Source organism: Belnapia mucosa (assembly GCF_016775475.1).
GTDB lineage: Bacteria > Pseudomonadota > Alphaproteobacteria > Acetobacterales > Acetobacteraceae > Belnapia > Belnapia mucosa.
The window spans coordinates 71,900-89,976 of sequence record NZ_JAEUXJ010000008.1 but is presented as its reverse complement, the minus strand read 5'-3'; the positions used below and the strand labels follow the sequence as shown (position 1 = coordinate 89,976).

General features: G+C 72.7%; 12 protein-coding genes and 1 tRNA gene. 7 read left to right on the top strand and 6 right to left on the bottom strand.

Translation table 11 applies throughout. The features are described 5' to 3' along the window. Positions 1–11 precede the first annotated feature (11 nt). The 5 genes from JMJ55_RS18555 (at position 12) to JMJ55_RS18535 (ending at position 8,990) form a co-directional block, all read left to right on the top strand. Complete coding sequence (locus JMJ55_RS18555; RefSeq protein ID WP_202827085.1) at positions 12–2,831, top strand: AsmA family protein; 2,820 nt, start codon at positions 12–14, stop codon at positions 2,829–2,831. A gap of 175 nt (positions 2,832–3,006) precedes the next feature. After that, the gene (locus tag JMJ55_RS18550) at positions 3,007–4,428 is read left to right on the top strand and encodes a M20 family metallopeptidase (RefSeq protein ID WP_202827084.1); all 1,422 of its coding nucleotides are present in this window, start codon (positions 3,007–3,009) and stop codon (positions 4,426–4,428) included. 96 nt (positions 4,429–4,524) lie between these two features. Beyond that, positions 4,525–5,112, top strand: coding sequence for an EF-hand domain-containing protein (locus JMJ55_RS18545; protein WP_202827083.1), 588 nt, complete (start codon positions 4,525–4,527; stop codon positions 5,110–5,112). A 201-nt stretch (positions 5,113–5,313) separates the two neighbouring features. Next, positions 5,314–7,365, top strand: a complete 2,052-nt coding sequence (locus JMJ55_RS18540; RefSeq protein ID WP_202827082.1) for a hydantoinase/oxoprolinase family protein — start codon at positions 5,314–5,316, stop codon at positions 7,363–7,365. Continuing rightward, positions 7,362–8,990, top strand: a complete 1,629-nt coding sequence (locus JMJ55_RS18535; RefSeq protein ID WP_202827081.1) for a hydantoinase B/oxoprolinase family protein — start codon at positions 7,362–7,364, stop codon at positions 8,988–8,990. Before JMJ55_RS18540 ends, JMJ55_RS18535 begins: the two co-directional genes overlap by 4 nt. Here JMJ55_RS18535 and JMJ55_RS18530 read toward each other — a convergent pair. After that, on the bottom strand, positions 8,966–9,364 hold the full coding sequence (locus JMJ55_RS18530) for a hypothetical protein (RefSeq protein ID WP_202827080.1): 399 nt from the start codon (positions 9,362–9,364) through the stop codon (positions 8,966–8,968). The genes JMJ55_RS18535 and JMJ55_RS18530 overlap by 25 nt on opposite strands. Positions 9,365–9,710: 346 nt before the next feature. On the opposite strand from JMJ55_RS18530, the gene JMJ55_RS18525 reads away from it, so the two are divergent. Next, on the top strand, positions 9,711–10,769 hold the full coding sequence (locus JMJ55_RS18525; protein ID WP_202827079.1) for a hypothetical protein: 1,059 nt from the start codon (positions 9,711–9,713) through the stop codon (positions 10,767–10,769). Here JMJ55_RS18525 and JMJ55_RS31940 read toward each other — a convergent pair whose 3' ends face one another. From JMJ55_RS31940 to JMJ55_RS18500, 5 genes are all read right to left on the bottom strand, one after another. Further along, a complete protein-coding gene (locus JMJ55_RS31940; protein WP_202827078.1) occupies positions 10,770–13,091 on the bottom strand; it encodes an ATP-binding protein in 2,322 nt (773 codons plus the stop codon). 127 nt (positions 13,092–13,218) lie between these two features. Next, positions 13,219–13,293, bottom strand: a tRNA-Val gene (locus JMJ55_RS18515). Positions 13,294–13,345: 52 nt separating this feature from the next. After that, entirely contained in the window at positions 13,346–14,314 is a 969-nt protein-coding gene (locus JMJ55_RS18510) for a tripartite tricarboxylate transporter substrate-binding protein (protein WP_202827077.1), read from the bottom strand. Then, positions 14,307–15,884 (bottom strand): ABC transporter substrate-binding protein, encoded by a 1,578-nt coding sequence (locus JMJ55_RS18505; protein WP_407927549.1) that lies wholly within the window; start codon positions 15,882–15,884, stop codon positions 14,307–14,309. Before JMJ55_RS18505 ends, JMJ55_RS18510 begins: the two co-directional genes overlap by 8 nt. A 98-nt stretch (positions 15,885–15,982) precedes the next feature. Then, complete coding sequence (locus JMJ55_RS18500; RefSeq protein ID WP_202827075.1) at positions 15,983–17,125, bottom strand: aminotransferase class V-fold PLP-dependent enzyme; 1,143 nt, start codon at positions 17,123–17,125, stop codon at positions 15,983–15,985. A gap of 59 nt (positions 17,126–17,184) precedes the next feature. On the opposite strand from JMJ55_RS18500, the gene kynA reads away from it, so the two are divergent. Then, positions 17,185–18,009 (top strand): tryptophan 2,3-dioxygenase, encoded by an 825-nt coding sequence (gene kynA / locus JMJ55_RS18495; protein ID WP_202827074.1) that lies wholly within the window; start codon positions 17,185–17,187, stop codon positions 18,007–18,009. Positions 18,010–18,077: the final 68 nt, after the last annotated feature.

Here is an 18,077-nt window from a genome sequence, read left to right as displayed (position 1 = left end):
CCTCTCCCCTGATGCGCCGGCTCGCGGTCTTCCTGCTGCCGTGGCTGGCGCTGCTCGGCGCCGCCATCTGGGTCGGGCCGCGGCTGCTGGATTGGGAACCCTACCGGGCGCAGCTGGCGGATATCGCCAGCACCCAGCTCGGCCGCCCGGTGACGCTGGGCGGCCGCATCACCCTGACGCTGCTGCCGCAGCCGCGGGTCGAGGCCGCGGCCGTCGCCATCGGCGCCAATAACGATGGCCTCGCCATCACCGCCCGCGCCATGCGCCTCCGGCTCGACCTGCCGGCGCTGCTGGCCGGGCGGCTGGAGCCGCGCGAGATCGCGCTGGTCGGCGGCGAGATCAGCCTGCCCTGGCCGCCCACCGCGCTGCCGGGCCTCCGCCCGCCGCCCTGGTTCGGCGCGCTGGATGCGCGGCTGGAGGATTGCCGCCTGAAGCTCGGCGGCCTGCAATTCGAGGCGCTGAATGCCCGCCTGCAGACCGGCGACCTGGCCGAGGCGCTGACCGCCGAGGGCAGCCTCGCCTGGCGTGGCTATGCCATCCGCTTCTCCGGCCAGCTCGGCCGCGCCGGCTTCGACGGCATCGCGCCGCTCGACCTCTCCCTCGCGCTTGCCGGCGCCACCTTCACGGCCCGCGGCGTGCTCGCCTCGGACGGGTTCGAGGGACGGATGGAGGCGGCGGGCCCCGACCTCTCCGTGCTGCTGCCGGCCCCGCCCGGCGCCTTCCGCGCCACCGGCCGCCTGACCGCCGCGGCCGAGCTCTTCGCCGCCGATGACCTCTCGCTCGATCTCGGCGGCCAGCCGGCGCGGGGTGCTGCGACGCTGCGCCTCTCGCCGGCCCCGCGGCTCGATGTCGCGCTGGCGGCGGGGCGGCTCGACCTCGATGCCTGGCTCGCCGCGCTGCGCCCGACCCGTGGCGGCGGGCGGCCCCTGGCGGTGCCGGTCAGCATCGACCTCTCGGCCGAATCCACCGGCTTCGGCGGGGTGCCGCTGCGTCGGCTGCGCGGCGGCTTCTTCATCGAGGGCGACCGGCTGACCCTCTCCGACGTCTCCGCCCTGCTGCCGGGCGACATGGAATTGGACGTGGCCGGGGCCAGCGCCGGGCCGCGCATGGAACTCGCGCTCCGCTTCGCCGGGCCCAGCCTGCGCGACACGCTGGCGGCGCTCGGCCTGCCGCTGTCGGGCACCGACCCGGCCCGGCTGCGCGCGGCCGAGGGCCGCTTCCGGCTGGTGCTGGAGGAAGGACAGGCGGCCATCTCCGACATCGCCGCGACCATCGACGGCACCCGCCTCGCCGGCGATGGCGTGGTGCGGGCGGCGCAGCGCCTCTCGGTCGGGCTCGGCCTCACCCTCGATCGGCTCGACCTGAACGGGCTGCTGCCGACCCTGACCGAGGTGCCGGGGCTCGACCTCAATCTCCGCCTCGCCGCCGACCGGGTCGCCTGGCGCGACCTGGCGGCGGAGCGGGCGGTGCTGGATGCCTCGCTCGAGAGCGGCCGGCTGACGCTGCGGCGGCTGGCGTTTCGCCTCGGGGAGCTGGACCTCGCCGCCTCCGGCTCCGCCCAGCTCGGCGGCAGCCTCCGCCTGCCCGATCTCTCGGTGGAGCTCAGCGGCCCGACCGGGGCCGCGCTGCAACCCCTCGCGCCGGCCGCCTGGGCGCCGCTGCTGGCCCAGCCCATCGCGCTGCGCCTCTCGGGCAGCGGGGTGCCGGAGGCGGTGGCGCTGCGGGCCGAGGGCGATCTCGGCGGCCTGCGGCTGGAGGCGGCGGCCAATCTCGATGCCCGGGCCCGCCGCGGCAATGGCACGCTGACGCTGCGCCATCCGGGCGCGCCGCGGCTGCTGGCGCCGCTGCTGGGGCCGGGAGCGGAGTGGCTGGGGGAGGGGTCCTTCTCCCTCATCGCCAGCCTCGCCGGGCAGATGGGCGCCACGCCTGGCTTCACCGCGGATCGGCTCGACCTTGTCGCCGGCACGCTGCGGCTGCGCAGCCAGCTCGCCCTGGCCCTCACCGGCCCCCGCCCGCGCCTGACCGGGCGGATCGAGGCCGAGCGCCTGCCGCTGCCGGCGCCGGTGCCGGGCAGCCCCGCCCCGCTCGGCCTCGACCGGCTCGGCCTGCTCGATGCCGAGCTGGCGGTGGAGGCGGGGCGGGTGGAGCCGCTGGACTGGCCGCCCCTGACCAACCTCGCCGGCACGCTGAAGCTGGATGGCGGGGTGCTGCGGCTGGAGGGTGCGCAGGCCCGGCTCGCCGGCGGGACGCTGCGCGGCGGGCTCTCGGTCGATTCCACCGCCACCCCGCCGCGCCTCGGGCTGGAGGCGCAACTGGCCGATGCGACGCTCGGCGAGCCGCTATTCGGTCTGCCCTTCGATCTCGGCGCCGGCCGGGTGGAGGCGCAGGTGAAGCTCCAGGCGGCCGGCCACAGCATGGCGGCGCTGGCGGCGACCCTGAACGGGACGGCGGCGCTGGCGGTGCGCGACGGGGTGCTGACCGGGCTCGACCTCAGTGCCCTGCATGCGGCGGCCGGGCTGGCCGAGCCGGAAGCCCCGATGCGCGCCGCGCTGGCCGGTGGCGCCACCGCCTTCGAGCGGCTGGAGGCGGCGGCGAGCCTGGATGAGGGCCGCGCCACCCTGACCGCCGGCAGCCTGGCGACCGAGGGCGGTGGGGCGGCGAGCCTCGGCGGCAGCATCGACCTGGCGCGCGGCGCGCTGGACCTGCGGATCGCGGCGCGGCCGCTGGCGGACGCGCCGGAGGTCGGGCTGCGCCTGACCGGCCCGGCGACCGAGCCGCGGCGGCTGGCCGAGCTGGCGCCCTTCCTGCTGTGGCGGGCGGCGCAGCCTTGACGGAATAAGATCGAATTCCTAACATAACGCCGCCATTTCCGGAGGCGCCCGCCATGCCGAATCCGCCCTCCATCCCGGCCCCTGCCGCCCCGGTCCACCCTCGCGGGGGGATTTGTCCGAAAGCTGCAAGTTCCGCCACACTGGCCGCCGACAGCTTGGATGGGTGGGAATGACCATGGCCTCACGCAGCGGCGCGCTGGCACGCGCGACCCGGTTCTTCGACGAGGGCGGCTTCAAATCGCTGCTCGCGGAGCTGGTCGCGATCCCCTCCACCTCGCAGGAGCCGGGCGCCGAGGCGGCGCTGGAGACCTATCTGCGAGAGGGGATCGCCCCCTGGCTGGAGCGGCTCGGCTTCATCAGCACGGTGCATCCGAACCCGCTGCCGGGCTTCGGCCCGATTCTCAGCGCCAGCCGGATCGAGGATCCCACCCGCCCCACCATCCTGCTCTATGGCCATGGCGATACCGTCCGGGGCCTCGAGGACCAGTGGCGCGCCGGGCTCAGGCCCTGGGCGCTGACCGAGGAAGGGGATCGCTGGTACGGCCGCGGCACCGCCGACAACAAGGGCCAGCACGCCCTGAACCTCGCGGCGCTGGAGGCGGTGCTGGCCGAGCGCGGCGGTCGGCTCGGCTTCAATGTGAAGCTGGTGCTGGAGACGGCCGAGGAGCGGGGCAGCAAGGGCCTGCGCGAATTCGTCGCCGCCCATGCCGAGGAGTTGGCCGCCGATGCGCTGATCGCCTCGGACGGGCCGCGGGTGGAGCCGGCGGTGCCGACCATCGCCACCGGCACGCGGGGGACCTGGCATTTCGACCTGGTGGTCAAGCTGCGGGAGGGCGGCGTGCATTCCGGCCATTGGGGCGGGCTGACCACCGATCCGGCGATCATCCTGGCCCATGCGCTCTCCACCATCATGGACCGCAACGGCAAGATCCTGGTGCGGGACTGGCTGCCCCGCAACGGCGTCCCGGCCGCGGTGCGCGGCGTGCTCGCCGGTTGCCCGGTCGGCGGCGGGGAGGGGGCGGCGACCATCGACGAAGGCTGGGGCGAGCCCGACCTGACCCCGGCCGAGAAGATCTATGGCTGGAACAGCCTGATCGTCCTGTCGATGATCAGCGGCCGGCCGGAGAACCCGGTGAATGCCGTGGCGCCCGATGCCCGGGCGCATTGCCAGATCCGCTACACCGTCGATTCCGACACGGCGGGCTTCGAAGAGGCGCTGCGCCGCCACCTCGACGCGCATGGGCTGGAGCTGGTGCGGATCGAGAATGCCGGCATCCGCATGGCCGCCAGCCGCACCGCGCCGGATCATCCCTGGGTGCGCTGGGCGCAGGCGAGCATGGAGCAGAGCCTCGGCAAGGCCGTGCAGATCATCCCCAACAGCTCGGGCGGGCTGCCGGGGGATGTCTTCGTCGATCATCTCGGCCTGCCGCTGGTCTGGGTGCCGCACAGCTACAATGGCTGCAAGCAGCACGGCCCGGACGAGCACCTGCTGATCGCCCCGGCGCGCGAGGGGCTGCTGGCCTTCGCCGGGATGTGGTGGGACCTGGGCGAGCCGGGGACGCCGCAAGGGAAGGCCCAGGCCAGACCCGGTGCGTAACGCTTCCTCACGCAGCGAGGGCCGGGACGTCATGTGGGCGTTACAAGGAGAGGCCAATCTCTCCCCTGCCCACATGGCCCTAGAAGGAGAAACCGCATGAGGATGGTCCGTACGGCGCTGCTCGGCACCGTGCTGCTGGCCGCCGGTGCCCTGCCGGCCCTGGCCCAGCCCGCCCCGCCGCCGCCCGGCCCGGCCGGCCGCCCCGCCGGCCCGCCGCCTGGCTCACCCATGGGCGGGCCGCGCGGCCCGGCCGCCATGTTCGCCCGCGTCGATGCCAATGGCGATGGGCGGGTGACGCCGGAGGAGGCCTGGACCTTCGCCCAGGCCCGCTTCAACGACGCCGACCGCAACCATGACGGCGCGCTGGTGCTGGAGGAGGCGCTGTCCGCCCCGCTGATGGCGCCGCCCGCGCCGCCGGCCGGCGGCCCCGCACCGCCCCCGCGCGAGCCGAACCCGATGCGGGCGCGCGTCATGGCGATGATGTTCCGCGCCGTGGATGCCAACCGCGACGGGCGGGTGACGCCCGAGGAGCTGCGGCCGATGCTGGACGCCCGGTTCCGCGCGCTGGATGCCAATGGCGACAACGGCGTGACACTCGACGAGCTGCCGGTGCCGCATCACCGGATGCACCATCGCGGCCCGCATCATGGCGGCCCGGATGCGCCCCCGCCGCCGCCGCGCTGATAGCTCGATCAGGAATGCGCCGCATGGCGCATTCCTGATGGCGGCACTGGCCCGCACCCCCACCCGCCATCCACGACAGTATGCTGATGGGTGGCCGGGTGGGGTGGAGGCCGGTGCCGGGCTTACCCGACTACGCTGACCGGATTGCCCGGCGCCGTCCCGCATGGGAGGCTGGCGCCGGGCAGCAGGGGGTTCCGGTGGATGGCCTGGCGCTTGGGCGTGGATTCCGGCGGGACCTTCACCGATCTCTGCCTGTTCGAGGAGGCGACCGGCCGCATCGCGGTCTGGAAAGTCTCCTCGACCCCCGACGATCCGTCCCGCGCCATCGCCGAGGGCGCGGCCGAGGCCATCGCCCGGGTCGGCGGCAGCCCGGGCGATCTCGGCTATTTCGGCCATGGCACCACGGTCGCCACCAATGCGCTGATCCAGCATCGCGGCGTCCGCACCGGCCTGCTGGTGACGGACGGGTTCCGCGACCTGCTGGAGATCGGCCGGCAGCGACGGCCGGACCTGTACGACCTGCAGGTGGAGAAGCCACCGGTGCTGGTGGCGCGTGACCTGCGGCTGCAGATTCCCGAACGCCTCCGCCATGACGGCAGCATCGAGACCGCGCTGGACGAGGCGGCGGTGCGCGAGGCGGCGCGGGCGCTGCGCGCGGCCGGCGTCGCGGCGGTGGCCGTCTGCTTCCTCTACAGCTTCGTCAACCCGGCGCATGAGGCGCGCGCCCGCGCCATCCTGGTTGAGGAACTGCCCGACGCCTTCCTCACCGCCAGCCACGCCGTCGCGCCGGAATTCCGAGAATACGAACGGCTCTCGACCGCAGTGGTGAATGCCTATCTGGGCCCGGTGATGCAGGGCTATATCCGCCGCCTCGCGGAGCGGCTGACGGCGCTCGGCATCACTGCCGCTCCGCATCTGACGCAATCCAATGGCGGCGTCATCGGGCTGGAGGCGGCGGCGGCGATGCCGGCGCGGATGGTGCTGTCGGGTCCCTCCACCGGCGTCATCGGCGCCCAGGCCGTGGGGCGGCTGGCCGGATTTCCCGACCTCATCACCTTCGACATGGGCGGCACCAGCACCGATGTCGCCCTGCTGCCGGGCGGCGAGCCGCGCCTGGCGGGCGAGGCCGTGCTGCATGGCTACCCGATCAAGGCGCCGATGCTCGACATCCATACGGTCGGCGCGGGCGGCGGCTCGATCGCGCATGTCGATGGCGGCGGGCTGCTGAAGGTCGGCCCGCGCAGCGCCGGCGCCGCGCCGGGGCCGGTCTGCTACGGCCTCGGCAATGCCGATCCGACGGTGACCGACGCCAATATCATGCTGGGCACGCTGCACCCGACGCATCTGCTGGGCGGCCGGCTGCCGGTGCGGCGGGACCTCGCGGTCGAGGCCATCACCCGCCTCGCGGAGCAGCTCGGGATGGAGCCGATGGCGACGGCGCAGGGCATCATCGCCGTTGTCACCGCCAATATGGCCCGCGCCATCCGCGTCATCAGCGTGCAGCGCGGCCATGATCCGCGCGACTATGCGCTGATGGCCTTCGGCGGCGCCGGCCCGCTGCATGCGGCGCGGCTGGCGCGGGAGCTGGAGATGCCGCGCGTGCTGGTGCCGCGCAACCCGGGCATCCTCTGCGCCATGGGGCTGCTGCTGACCGATCTCCGCGCCGATTTCGCGGCGACGCGGCTGACCCCGCTCGCCGCCGGCCTCGCCCCGATGCGGGAGGCCTTCGCGGCACTGGAGCGGGAGGCCACGGCCTGGTTCGCGCAGGAGGGCATCGCGCCCGAGGCCCAGCGCCTCCGCCGCAGCATCGACATGCGCTATGCGGGCCAGAATTACGAGCTGCCGATCCCCCTCCCGCCCGGCGAGCCCGGCCCGGCGACGCTCGCCGCCCTGGCCGAGGCTTTCGCCGCCGAGCATGCGCGCCTCTATGGCTTCATCGCCGAGGAGGATCCGGTCCAGCTCGTCACCTTCCGGCTGGAGGCGACCGGCATCGTGCCCAAGGCGCAGCTGCCCGCCCTGCCGGAATCCGGGCCCGATGCCACGGCGGCCCTCGCCGGCGAACGCCGGGTCTGGCTGCCCGAGGCCGGCGGCTTCACCACGGTCCCGGTCTATGCACGGGAGAGGCTGCGGCCCGGTTACCGCCTCCTCGGCCCCGCCCTGGTGGAGCAGATGGACAGCACCACCCTCGTCCTGCCCGGCATGACCGCCCGCACCGATGCGCATGAGACGCTGATCCTGGAGGAGGGGGCATGATCGACCCGATCACCGTCGAGGTCATCGGCAGCGCGCTCGCCTCCATCGTCGAGGAGATGGGCGAGGCGCTGATCCGTGCCTCCCACTCCACCAACATCAAGGAGCGGCGCGACTGCTCCACCGCGCTCTTCGAGCCGGAGGGCCGCACCCTCTGCCAAGCCGAGCACATCCCGATCCATCTCGGCAGCTTCATCGGGCTGATCCCGCATATCCTGAAGCGTCATCCGGTGGCGGAGATGCGGCCGGGCGATGTCTTCATCGGCAATGACGCCTATGAGGGCGGCGGCACGCATCTGCCTGATATCGTCCTGGCCGAGCCAGTCTTCATCGAGGGGCGCATCGCCGCCTGGGCGGTGAACCTCGCCCATCACTCGGATTTCGCCGATCGGGGCCATGCGCATATCTACCAGGAAGGGCTGCGCATCCCGCCCATCCGGCTCTACCGCGCCGGGGAGCTGCAACGCGATGTGCAGGAGCTGATCCTGCTGAACTGCCAAGTGCCGCGCGAGCGCCTCTCGGATCTCCGGGCGCAGATGGCGGCCAACCGGCTCGGCGTGCAGCGCTATGCCGCGCTCTCGGCCAAGTACGGCGCGGCGACGGTGGCCGAGGCGGGCGCGGCGCTGCTCGACTATGCCGAGCGGAAGATGCGCGCCGGCATCGCCGCCATCCCGGACGGCACCTATCGCTTCGCCGACCGGCATGACAGCCCGGAGATCGAGGGTGAGCTCGACCTCTCGGTCGAGATCACCGTCGCCGGCGATGCGATGCGGCTGCATTTCGACGGACCGCCGCAGGTGCGTGCCGGCATCAACATGGTCATGACCGCCTTGCAGGCGACGGTCTATTACGCCGTGAAGGCGGTGGTCGATCCGACCCTGCCGCCCAATGCCGGCCTCGCCCGGCCGCTGACCATCACCGCGACCGAGGGCAGCGTCGTCAACTGCACCCTGCCGGCGGCGGTGAATGCGCGGCTCTCCACCTGCCAGCGGGTGGTGGACCTGATCCTCGGCGCCCTGGCCGCGGCGGTGCCGGGGCGGGTGACGGCGGCGCATAACGGCGCCTGCGTGGTGGCGAGCTTCGTCGGCCGCCAGCCCGGCACGGGCGAGCCCTGGGTCTATCTGGAGACGATCGGCGGCGGCTTCGGCGCCCGCGCGACGCGGGACGGGCTGGACGGCGTGCATGTCCACACCACCAACACCTCCAACCTGCCGGTCGAGGCGCTGGAGAACGAATACCCGCTGACCCTGATGCGCTACGAGCTGGTGGAGGATTCCGGAGGCCCTGGCCGGCAGCGCGGCGGCATGGCGATCCGCCGAGTCTATCGGGCGGAGGCGGATTGCCGGCTGCGGGTCGATGGCTCCCGCCTGCGCTCCCGCCCTTGGGGGCTGTTCGGCGGCGAGCCGGGCGGGCATGGCGAATTCCGCTTCGCCCCCGGCGTCACCCCCTTCGCACTCGGCAATGGCGATCTGAAGGCCGGACAATGGGTGGAGATCATCACTCCCGGCGCCGGCGGCTACGGCCCGCCGGAGGAACGCTCGCCCGAAGCGGTGGCGCGCGACCTGGCGGAGGGACGGATCAGTCCGGAAACCGCCCGGCGGGCCTACCGGGCCTTGGCGCCGCGCTGAGCCGCGCCGGGACCGGCCCGGCCGGATTCGGCACCCAGTTCCAGCCAAGCCTCCGCCATCAGCCCGCCGATCACCAGCAGGCCCCAGAGCGGCAGGCTGGCCCCGACCGCGAGCAGGGCAGAGGAGGGCCAGGGCGCATCCGGCAGCCCCACCGCTTCCAGCAGCGGCCCGGGTGTGAGGCGCAACAGGGCGTGCACCGGGAAAGCCATCAGCCGCACCAGAACCATCAGCGCTTCCCAGAGGCAAAGCGCGCCGTTCCGGTCGAGATCCCAGCCCTCATGGACGACGGTGCCGACCGCCGCCAGCACCACGGCAAGGATCAGCAGCGCATAGCGCCAACGTATGGTGTCCTGTTGAACGGTTCCAAACCCCATGGGCGTACTTTGCTGTGTCCATCTGCAACGCTGCAAGAGGATTTTGTGCTCAACAGAATGTTGTATTGATCCTGATGGCAGTACAAAGAAGCAATAGTATCGATCTGTCATACAACTTCTGCGCACAGGATTGACGCGCCGGAGTTTTGATAACAAAGATTCCGCCTCGACCCGCAGTGGCACGGTTTCGGGATTGTGACGGTTTCCGCGCCGACCGGAGGCTAGTTTTTGCGTTGTTCGGCCCGTGCCTGACATGGCCGCTATCCCAGGTTCCGGAGAGGTATTCGTGCGCCCAGAAGGACCGGTCCCAGGTGCCGCCCAGCCCGTGCCGGATGCAGCCCCAGCCATGGCACCGAAGCTGCTCGACTACCGCCCGGCCTTCGAGGCCGTGCTGCCGCCCGAATGGCAGCTCATCGGCCGCTGCCGTGCTGGGGAGGATGGGGCGGCGACCGGCGGCTGCTTCGTGCTGGCCCATCCCGAGATCGGGGTCGCGCTGGTGGACCTGCTGCCGATGCGGTCGCGCCAGCCCGAGGCCCAGCTTCGCCGGCTGCTCAACGCGGTGGACTTCTCCGCCCATTGCCGCGGCTACCTGCCCATCATCCATTGCGAGGTGACGCCCGAGGAGATGGACGGGCTGCATGCGCGGCTGGAGGAGGGCTTCACCTATGATTCCGTTCTCACCATCGCCGATCGCGGCCGCTGGGTCGCGGTGCTGCGCCGCACCCTCCAGGCCGGGGTGACCTGGGAGGCGTTGGACGCGCCGATGATGATCGCGGATCCCGAGCCGCGCTCCTCCTGGACCCTGCGCCGGCCCCCGCCGCGCCTGGCGCCGCTGCTGCGCGCCGGCCTGATCGGCTGCGGCCTGCTCGGCGTCTTTGGCCTCGGCTTCGCCTCGGCGCTGCTGCTGCCCCCGGCTGCGGAGGCGCCGCCGCCCGCCGCCGGCGGCACCGGCTTCGGCACCCTGGCCCATCTCGCCAGTCCGCTGCCCATCGCGCCGGCCCCTGTGGCACCCGCCATGGCGCCCCCCATGGCGCCCCCCATGGCGCCCCCCATGGCGCCCCCCATGGCGCCCCCCATGGCGCCCCCCATGGCGCCCATCGTCACGGCAGCAACGGCGGCCCTGGTCACACCGCCGCCGGCCGCGGCGGCCGTGGCGACCGCCGAACCGCTGCCTTCGCCCCATACGGGGGCGGAGGCGCCGCTGCCCGCCAGCGGCGGCTTCGGCCCGCCCATGGCCGAGCCGGTCGAGGAGCGCAGCGCGATGGCGCCGGTGCGCCGGGCGGCCCGGCTGCCCCTGCCGATCGACCGTCGCTGCACCGACGCGGTTTTCCGCTTCCAGCAGGGCGGCAGCCTCTCCTCGCAGGAGATGGCGCATGTCCGCCAGGGCTGCGCCTCCTGGCGCTGATCAGCGCCCGTCCAGCGCCGCCGCTACCCGGTCGAGCAGCTCCGCGCCGGTGACCGGCTTGCGGAGCAGGAGGAAGCGCCCCGGCGCCTCCGTGCCGAGGGCCTGCATCGCCGCGTCCCCGGCATAGCCGGTCAGCAGGATGGCCGGCAGCCCCGGCCAGCGCCCCTGCGCCGCGCGGATCAGGCCGAGCCCGTCCATGCCCGGCATGGCGAGGTCGGTCACCAGCAGGTCGAAGCGCTCACCGGCCTCGATCAGGGCGAGGGCGGATCCGGCATCGGGCCGTTCGGTCACCGCATGGCCGGCATCGGCGAGCTGGGTCGCCAGCACTTCCCGCACCACCGCATCGTCATCCACCAGCAGCACCCGCCGGCTGCGCGGGGCGGAGGCTTCGGGCCGGGCCGGTGCCGGCACAGGCGGTGGCGAGGCCGCCTCCTCCGCCTGCGCCGCCGGCAGCCAGAGCGAAATGACGGTGCCCTCGCCGGGCCGACTCTCGATCGCCATGGCACCGCCCGAGCCCTGGGCGAAGCCCTGCGCCATGGCGAGGCCGAGGCCGGTGCCCTGGCCCAGCGGCTTGGTGGTGAAGAAGGGCTCGGCGGCGCGGGCCAGCACGTCCGGGCTCATGCCCTCGCCGGTATCGGCGATGCGCAGCAGCAGGTAGTCGCCGGGCTTCAGCCCGCGCGCTTCGGCCTCGATCCGCACCGCCTCGGCGCAGAGGGTGAGGGTGCCGCCCCCCGGCATCGCATCCCGCGCATTAGTAGCGAGGTTCACCAGCACGGTTTCCAGCTGGCCACGATCGGCCAGCAGCGGCGGCAGGTCGGGCGGCACATCCGCCCGCACCCGGATCCGGCCGCCAAGGGTCGCCGCCAGCACCTCGCGCAGCCCGGTCAGCAGCGCGCCGACATCGAGCACCGTGGCCCGCAGTTCCTCGCGGCGGGAGAAGGCGAGCAGCCGGCGGGTGATGGATTCGCCCCGCCGCGCCGCCTCCTCGACCATGCCCGAGAGGCGCTGGATGGCCTCCGCATTGCCGGCGCGGCGGCGGATCAGGCCGATGCCGCCCAGCACCGCCTGCAGCACATTGTTGAAGTCATGCGCGATGCCGCCGGCGAGCTGGCCGACCGCCTGCATCTTCTGCGCCTGGAACAGCGCCGCCTCGGTCAGGCGCCGCTCCTCGATCTCGCGCTGGAGGCGGTCATTGGCGGCGCGCAGCTCCCGCGTGCGCTCCTCGACCCGGGCCTCCAGCGCATCGGCATGGCCGCGCAGCTCCTCCTCCCGTCGCTGGAGCTGGGCCGCCATGGTGTTCCAGGCGGCGCCGATCTGGCCGAATTCGGATTTCCGGTTGCCCTCCGGCGCTCGCGCCGAAAGCTCGCCCGCGCCCCAGCGGCGGGCGACCGCCAGCAGCGCCGCGGTCGGATTCTCGATGAAGCGGCGGGCGATCAGCCGGGTGAGGACGAAGGCCACGACCGCGACCAGCCCGAGCAGCAGCGCGCCGCGGGCCAGCGCCCGTTCCAGGTCGCCGATCAGCTCCGGCTCGGAAAAGCCGACCGTCGCCCCCAGATTGTAGCTGGCGGGGGTGGGCGGCGTCATCGCGACGATCCGCTGGGTGCCGTCCAGGCTGCGCAGGCGGAGTGCGCCCGGCCGGCTGGCCCGCAGCAGCGGCTCGGCCGCGGGCGGGAAGCGTTGGCCGACGAACTCGGCATGCCGCTGGTCGCGCGCCAGGATGGCGCCATCGGCATCGGCGACCGTGAGCACGCCAGCGGCCAGGAGGGAACTGCCCGAGCGCTTCAGCCCAATCAGATAGTCCGAGAGCCAGCCGAGATCGAGCGCCGCGACCAGCATGCCCTCGCCCTGGTCGCTGCCGGGGACGACCGGCAGGTAGAAGGGCAGCAACCCGCCGGGAAAGCCTGCCGCCCGGGTGAAGCGGCCAGCCGTGAACCCCGCTGGCCGCTCGGCCGGCGCCCAGTCCGGCCGCTCGCCGAGGGTCTGGAGGGTGGGATCGGAGGCGCAGCGGACCCGCCCGCCGCCATCCAGCAGGGCGATGAAGGCGAAGCCCGGCGCATGGTCCCGCAACGCGGTCAGCCGGGCGCCGCAATCGGCGCCGAGAATCCGCACCTGGCGGAACTCCGCGGCAGCGCCGAGCAGGATGCGGGCGCCCTCGGCGATGCTCGCGACATTGCCGGCCAGGAGCTCGGCCTGACGGATCGCCAGGGTGCCGATCTGCTCCCGGCGCTCGGCCCACTGGGTCCAGCCGAGGATGAGCTGCAACGCGAGGGTTGGCAGCAGGCAGAGCGCGATGATCAGGAGCAGGCGGTTGGAAATCCTCACGCGCCGGCACCCGGGCCGCCTAGTGCCCACCGCAGACGAATAGCCATACCCTCCTGCCTCTCAAGGGCCAGCCAGTCTACGGTGTTTATTGGCAGATCGCACCATCTCTTGCGAAGAGATGCCGGAGTGGTGGGTGCGACAGGGATTGAACCTGTGACCCTTGCCGTGTGAAGGCAATGCTCTACCGCTGAGCTACGCACCCGGTCCGGCCGGAGGCCGGTTGAATAAGGGCATCGCCGGCCGGACGCAAGACCCTACTCGGCGCGTATATTCGCCTCCGCCACCACCTGGGCGTAGCGCTGCACCTCGGCCGTGACGAAGCGGGCCGAGTCCGCGACACTGGCGCCGATCAGGCTGAAGCCGAGCTCCCCGGCCCGCTGCGCGACGCCCGGATCGGCCAGTGCCCGGCGGATCGCGGCGGCGATCGCCTCGGCCAACGGGTCGGGCAGGCCGGCAGGGGCCTGGATGGCGGTCCAGCTGGTGATCCGCAGCGCCGACAGCCCGGCCTCGGCCGTGGTGGGCACGGCGGGCAGCAGCGGGTGGCGCGTGGCATCCGTCACCGCGAGCGCCCGCAGCCGGCCGGACTGCACCTGCGCGATCACCTCCGGCAGGTTGCCGATGACGAGGTCGAGATTCCCTGCGACCAGATCAGTGACCGATGGCGCGCCGCCGCGATAGGGCACGTGCTGCAGCCGCTCCCCCACCTCGGCCGCGCGGCGGAACATCTCCAGCGCCAGATGCGGCGGCGAGCCGGTGCCGGAGGAGCCACCGTTCAGCCGCCCCGTCCGCGCCGCGGCCACCAGATCCGGGAGGCTCCGCCAGGGGCTCTCGTTCCGCACCACCACCACCAGCGGCAGGGCGCCGAGCAGCGTCAGCGTCCGCAGGTCGCGCAGGAAGTCATAGGGCGCGGCCGGGAAGAGCGAGGCATTCACCGCATGGGTCAGGGTGATGGCGAGCAGCGCATGACCATCGGCTGGCGCCTTGGCCACTGCATCGGCGCCGATCAGCGCATTGCCGCCGGCGCGGTTCTCGACCAGCACCGGCTTGCCCCATTCATCCGCCAGCCGTCCGGCGACGAGGCGGGCGATGATGTCGGTCTGCCCGGCCGGGGTGAAGGGCACCACCAGCCGCACCGGACGGTCGGGGAAGCCCGTTGGCTGGGCCCGGGCGGCGAGCGGCAGGAGCCCGGCGATCAGCGCAGCGCGGCGGGTGAGGTTATGCACGGCGAACTCCCCAGAAGATGGCGAAGCCGCCGGTCAGCCCGGTGATCTCCCGCTTATGGGCGGTGCTGGCGCGGAGCTGGCCGAGCGGAATATAGGGCAGGTCCTCGAAGGCCTGGCGTTGCAGGTCGGCGGCGAGGCGGCGCTGGCCCTCGGGGGTCTCCTCGGCCAGCCAGGCATCGCGCAGCGCCTCGACCCGCGGGCTGTCCGGCCAGCCGGGGCGGCCCGCCTTGCCATTGCCGCGCATATACTGGTGCACCGCCGGGTCGAGATGATCGAGATCGGCCCAGGTGGTGTGGAAGACGCTCCAGCCGCCCTGGTCCGGCGGTTCCTGCCGGATCAGGCGCTGCAGCTGCGTGCCCCAGTCGGTCACCTGGTAGTCCACCTTGAAGCCGATCTTGGTCAGCAGGTCGGCGCCGATATCGCCGAGCGCCTTCAGCGACTGGAAATCCGCCGGCGCCAGCAGCACCACCGTCTCGCCCTTGTAGCCGGCGGCGGCCAGCGCCCGACGTGCCTTGTCGAGGTCCCGCGGCGCGGTCAGCGCCTCCATCCCCGCATCGCTCGCCATGGGCGTGCCGGGGGCGAAGTAGCCGACGCCGTCACGCCAGTATTCCTGAGAGGTGCCGGCGACGGCGGTCATGTAATCCGCCTGGGAGAGGGCGGGCAGCACCGCGCGGCGGATGGCCGGGTTGTTGAAGGGCGGATGCAGCTGGTTGAAGCGCATCGTGCCGATGAAGCCCGGCGGGTCGAGCTGGGTGAGGGTGAGCCGGCGGTCGCGCCCCAGCATGGGCAGCAGGTCGAAGGTCGGCGCCTCCAACCAATCCGCCTCGCCGGCGCGGAGCGCCGCGGCGGCGGTGGCCGGATCGGGCATGACGAGCCATTCGACCCGGTCGAAATGCGCGATCTTGCCGCCGGCGGTGAAGACGGCCGCGGGGCCCGGGCGCGGGACATACTCCTCGAACCGGGCATAGGCGGCGCGGGCGCCGGCGATGTGCTCGCCGGGCAGGAAGCGGAAGGGGCCGCTGCCGACCATCTCCGTCACCTGGCGGAATGGGTCGGTTTCGGCCAGGCGCTGCGGCATGATGACGCAGATCGGTGAGCCGGGCTTGCCGAGCGCATAGGTCAGCAGCGGGAAGCGCTGCTTCAGGCGGAAGCGGATCGTGTGGTCATCGGCCGGTGCCAGTTCCTCGGTCGCGGCGATCAGCGACTGGCCGAGCCCGTCGCGGGCGCAGAAGCGGCGGATGCTGGCGATGCAATCCCGCGCCAGCACCGGCGCGCCGTCATGGAAGCGCAATCCCTCGCGCAGGCGGATGGTCCAGGTGAGGCCGTCATCGGACACCGTATGGCCTTCGGCCATCTGCGGCTGGATGCGGAACTGGCCGTCCATGCCGTAGAGCATGTCGAAGACCATGAGGCCGTGATTGCGCACGACATAGGCCGTGGACCAGACCGGGTCGAGCATGCTGAGATTCGATTGCGGGATGAATTTCAGAACCCGCCCGCCCTGGGCCGCGGCGAGGCGCGGGGCGGCGAGGGAGGCGGCAGCGGCGGCGAGCAGCGGGCGGCGGGCGATGGGCATCGGCGGGCTCCGATCCGGCGAGGCACCGAGCATGGCGCAGCGCGGGGCCGCAAGGACAGGGGCGATCTTTGACCGCCTGCCTGGCCGAGGTTTCAGGCGGCGCGCAGCCGGTCCAGCAACAGGTCCAGCTCCTCGGTGGTCTGGTAGAGCCCGAAGCCGAAGCGCAGCCGCCTTCCGCGCCGATCGGTCACTACCCCGCACGCCGCCAGCCGGGCCTGCCAGGCTTCGGCATCCTCGAGGTCGAAGGCGAGAAAATTGCCGCGCGGCGCATCCTCCGGCACCACCAGCGCCTCCGCCCGCAGCCCGCCTGCCGGCAGGCCAGCCAGGAAGCGCGCCTGCAGGCCCCGCGCATGCGCATGGATCGCCGCCGCATCGAGGCCGAGCCCCTCCAGCCAGTCCATCACCGCATTCAGCCGATAGAGGCCCGCGGCATCGAAGGTGGAGCCCATGAAGCGCCAGCCATCCGCCGCATAGGGCACGCCCGCCTGCCCCTCGGCCAGGGCGCCGAAGCCGGCATACCAGCCGGTGGCGCGCGGCCGCGGCAGCCAGTCGGGCGGGCAATGCAGGAAGCAGGCGCCCTCGCCGGCCATGGCGTATTTGTAGCCGCCGCCGAGATAGAAGGCGCGGCCGGCGACGCGCGAGAGATCGACCGGCCGGGCCATGAAGGCGTGGTAGCCATCCAGCACCAGCACCGCCTCGCCGGCTGCCTCGGCCAGCACTTCGATGCCGGTCAGCACGCCGCCCGAGGTGAAGAAGACCTCGCTCGTCCAGATCAGGTCGAAGCCGGCCCGCGCCGCCTCCGCCAGCCTTGCGGCGCAATCGGTGGCGGGCTCGCTCGGGATGCGGGTGACGGCGGCCAGCCCATCCTCCTCCAGCCGCGCCACCTGGCGGGCGAAGCTGTGGAATTCGCCATCGGTCGTCAGGATGCGCGCCGGCCGGTGCAAGGGCAGGGCGGAGAGGATCCGCACCACGAATTCCTGGGTATTGGGTGCGAAGACCAGCGTCGCCGGATCGGGCAGGCGGAGATGCCCCGCCACATGCCGCTGCGCCGCCTGCCAGACCGGCCCGAGGATGTGGTCCCACTTGCCGTCCAGCCGCCGCGCCGCATCCTCCCAGGCCGCGATCTGCGCCGCCCGCGTCACGTCCGGCCAGGGATGGTGGCTGTGGGCTGCGAAATGCAGCCGTCCCGGCACGGCGCCGAGGCTCAGCGAGAAGTGCGGGCGAAGGTCCAGCATGGTCTTGCTCCGGCTGATTGCTTTAAGCCTAAAGTAACCCCTGCGAGGAGGCCACCACCATGGTCGAGGGCGTCGAGACCGATTTCGCCAAACGCATGAGCTATGGCGACTACCTGCATCTCGACCAGATCCTCTCGGCGCAGCAGCCGCTCTCCGGCCAGCATGACGAGCTGCTCTTCATCACCATCCATCAGGTGCAGGAGCTCTGGATGAAGCTCCTCAACCATGAGCTGGACCTGGCGATGGCGAATATCCGCGAGGATGCGCTGCGCCCGGCCTTCAAGGCGCTGGCCCGCGTCTCGCGCATCCAGAAGCAGCTGGTCGAGGCCTGGGACGTGCTATCGACCATGACGCCGCACGACTACCTCGCCTTCCGCGACAGCCTCGGCAGCTCCTCCGGCTTCCAGTCCTGGCAGTATCGGCTGATCGAGTTCAAGCTCGGCGCCAAGGACGCCTTCATGCTGAAGCCGCATGCCCATCGCCCTGACATCCTGGCGGAGCTGGAGGCGGCCTATCGCGCGCCCTCCTTGTATGACGAGGCGCTGCGGCTGCTGGCCCGGCGCGGCCTGCCGGTGCCGGCCGCGATGCTGGTCCGCGACGTCACCACCCGGCACGCGGAGGATGAGGGCGTCACCGCCGCCTGGGCGATCATCTACGAACAGGCCGAGGCGCATTTCGACCTCTACGAGCTGGCCGAGGAGCTGGTCGATCTGGAGGACGCCTTCCAGACCTGGCGCTTCCGCCACATGAAGACGGTGGAGCGCATCATCGGCCACCGCATGGGCACCGGCGGCTCGGCCGGCGTCTCCTACCTCAAGGGCGCGCTCGGCCGCAGCTTCTTCCCCGAACTCTATGCCGTCCGCACCCGGCTCGGCCGGGGCTGAGACCGGTCCCGACAGCGGGGCGTCGTCTCATTTATGGTTCTGAAATCCCACTTCTGCACATTCCGTCC

What these genes read in the sequence shown, in the direction of transcription:
- JMJ55_RS18555 (WP_202827085.1), top strand. Translation starts at nt 12, where the DNA reads ATGCGCCGGCTCGCGGTCTTCCTGCTGCCGTGGCTGGCGCTGCTCGGC.
- JMJ55_RS18550 (WP_202827084.1), top strand. Translation starts at nt 3,007, where the DNA reads ATGGCCTCACGCAGCGGCGCGCTGGCACGCGCGACCCGGTTCTTCGAC.
- JMJ55_RS18545 (WP_202827083.1), top strand. Translation starts at nt 4,525, where the DNA reads ATGAGGATGGTCCGTACGGCGCTGCTCGGCACCGTGCTGCTGGCCGCC.
- JMJ55_RS18540 (WP_202827082.1), top strand. Translation starts at nt 5,314, where the DNA reads ATGGCCTGGCGCTTGGGCGTGGATTCCGGCGGGACCTTCACCGATCTC.
- JMJ55_RS18535 (WP_202827081.1), top strand. Translation starts at nt 7,362, where the DNA reads ATGATCGACCCGATCACCGTCGAGGTCATCGGCAGCGCGCTCGCCTCC.
- JMJ55_RS18530 (WP_202827080.1), bottom strand. Translation starts at nt 9,364, where the DNA reads ATGGGGTTTGGAACCGTTCAACAGGACACCATACGTTGGCGCTATGCG.
- JMJ55_RS18525 (WP_202827079.1), top strand. Translation starts at nt 9,711, where the DNA reads ATGGCACCGAAGCTGCTCGACTACCGCCCGGCCTTCGAGGCCGTGCTG.
- JMJ55_RS18500 (WP_202827075.1), bottom strand. Translation starts at nt 17,125, where the DNA reads ATGCTGGACCTTCGCCCGCACTTCTCGCTGAGCCTCGGCGCCGTGCCG.
- kynA (WP_202827074.1), top strand. Translation starts at nt 17,185, where the DNA reads ATGGTCGAGGGCGTCGAGACCGATTTCGCCAAACGCATGAGCTATGGC.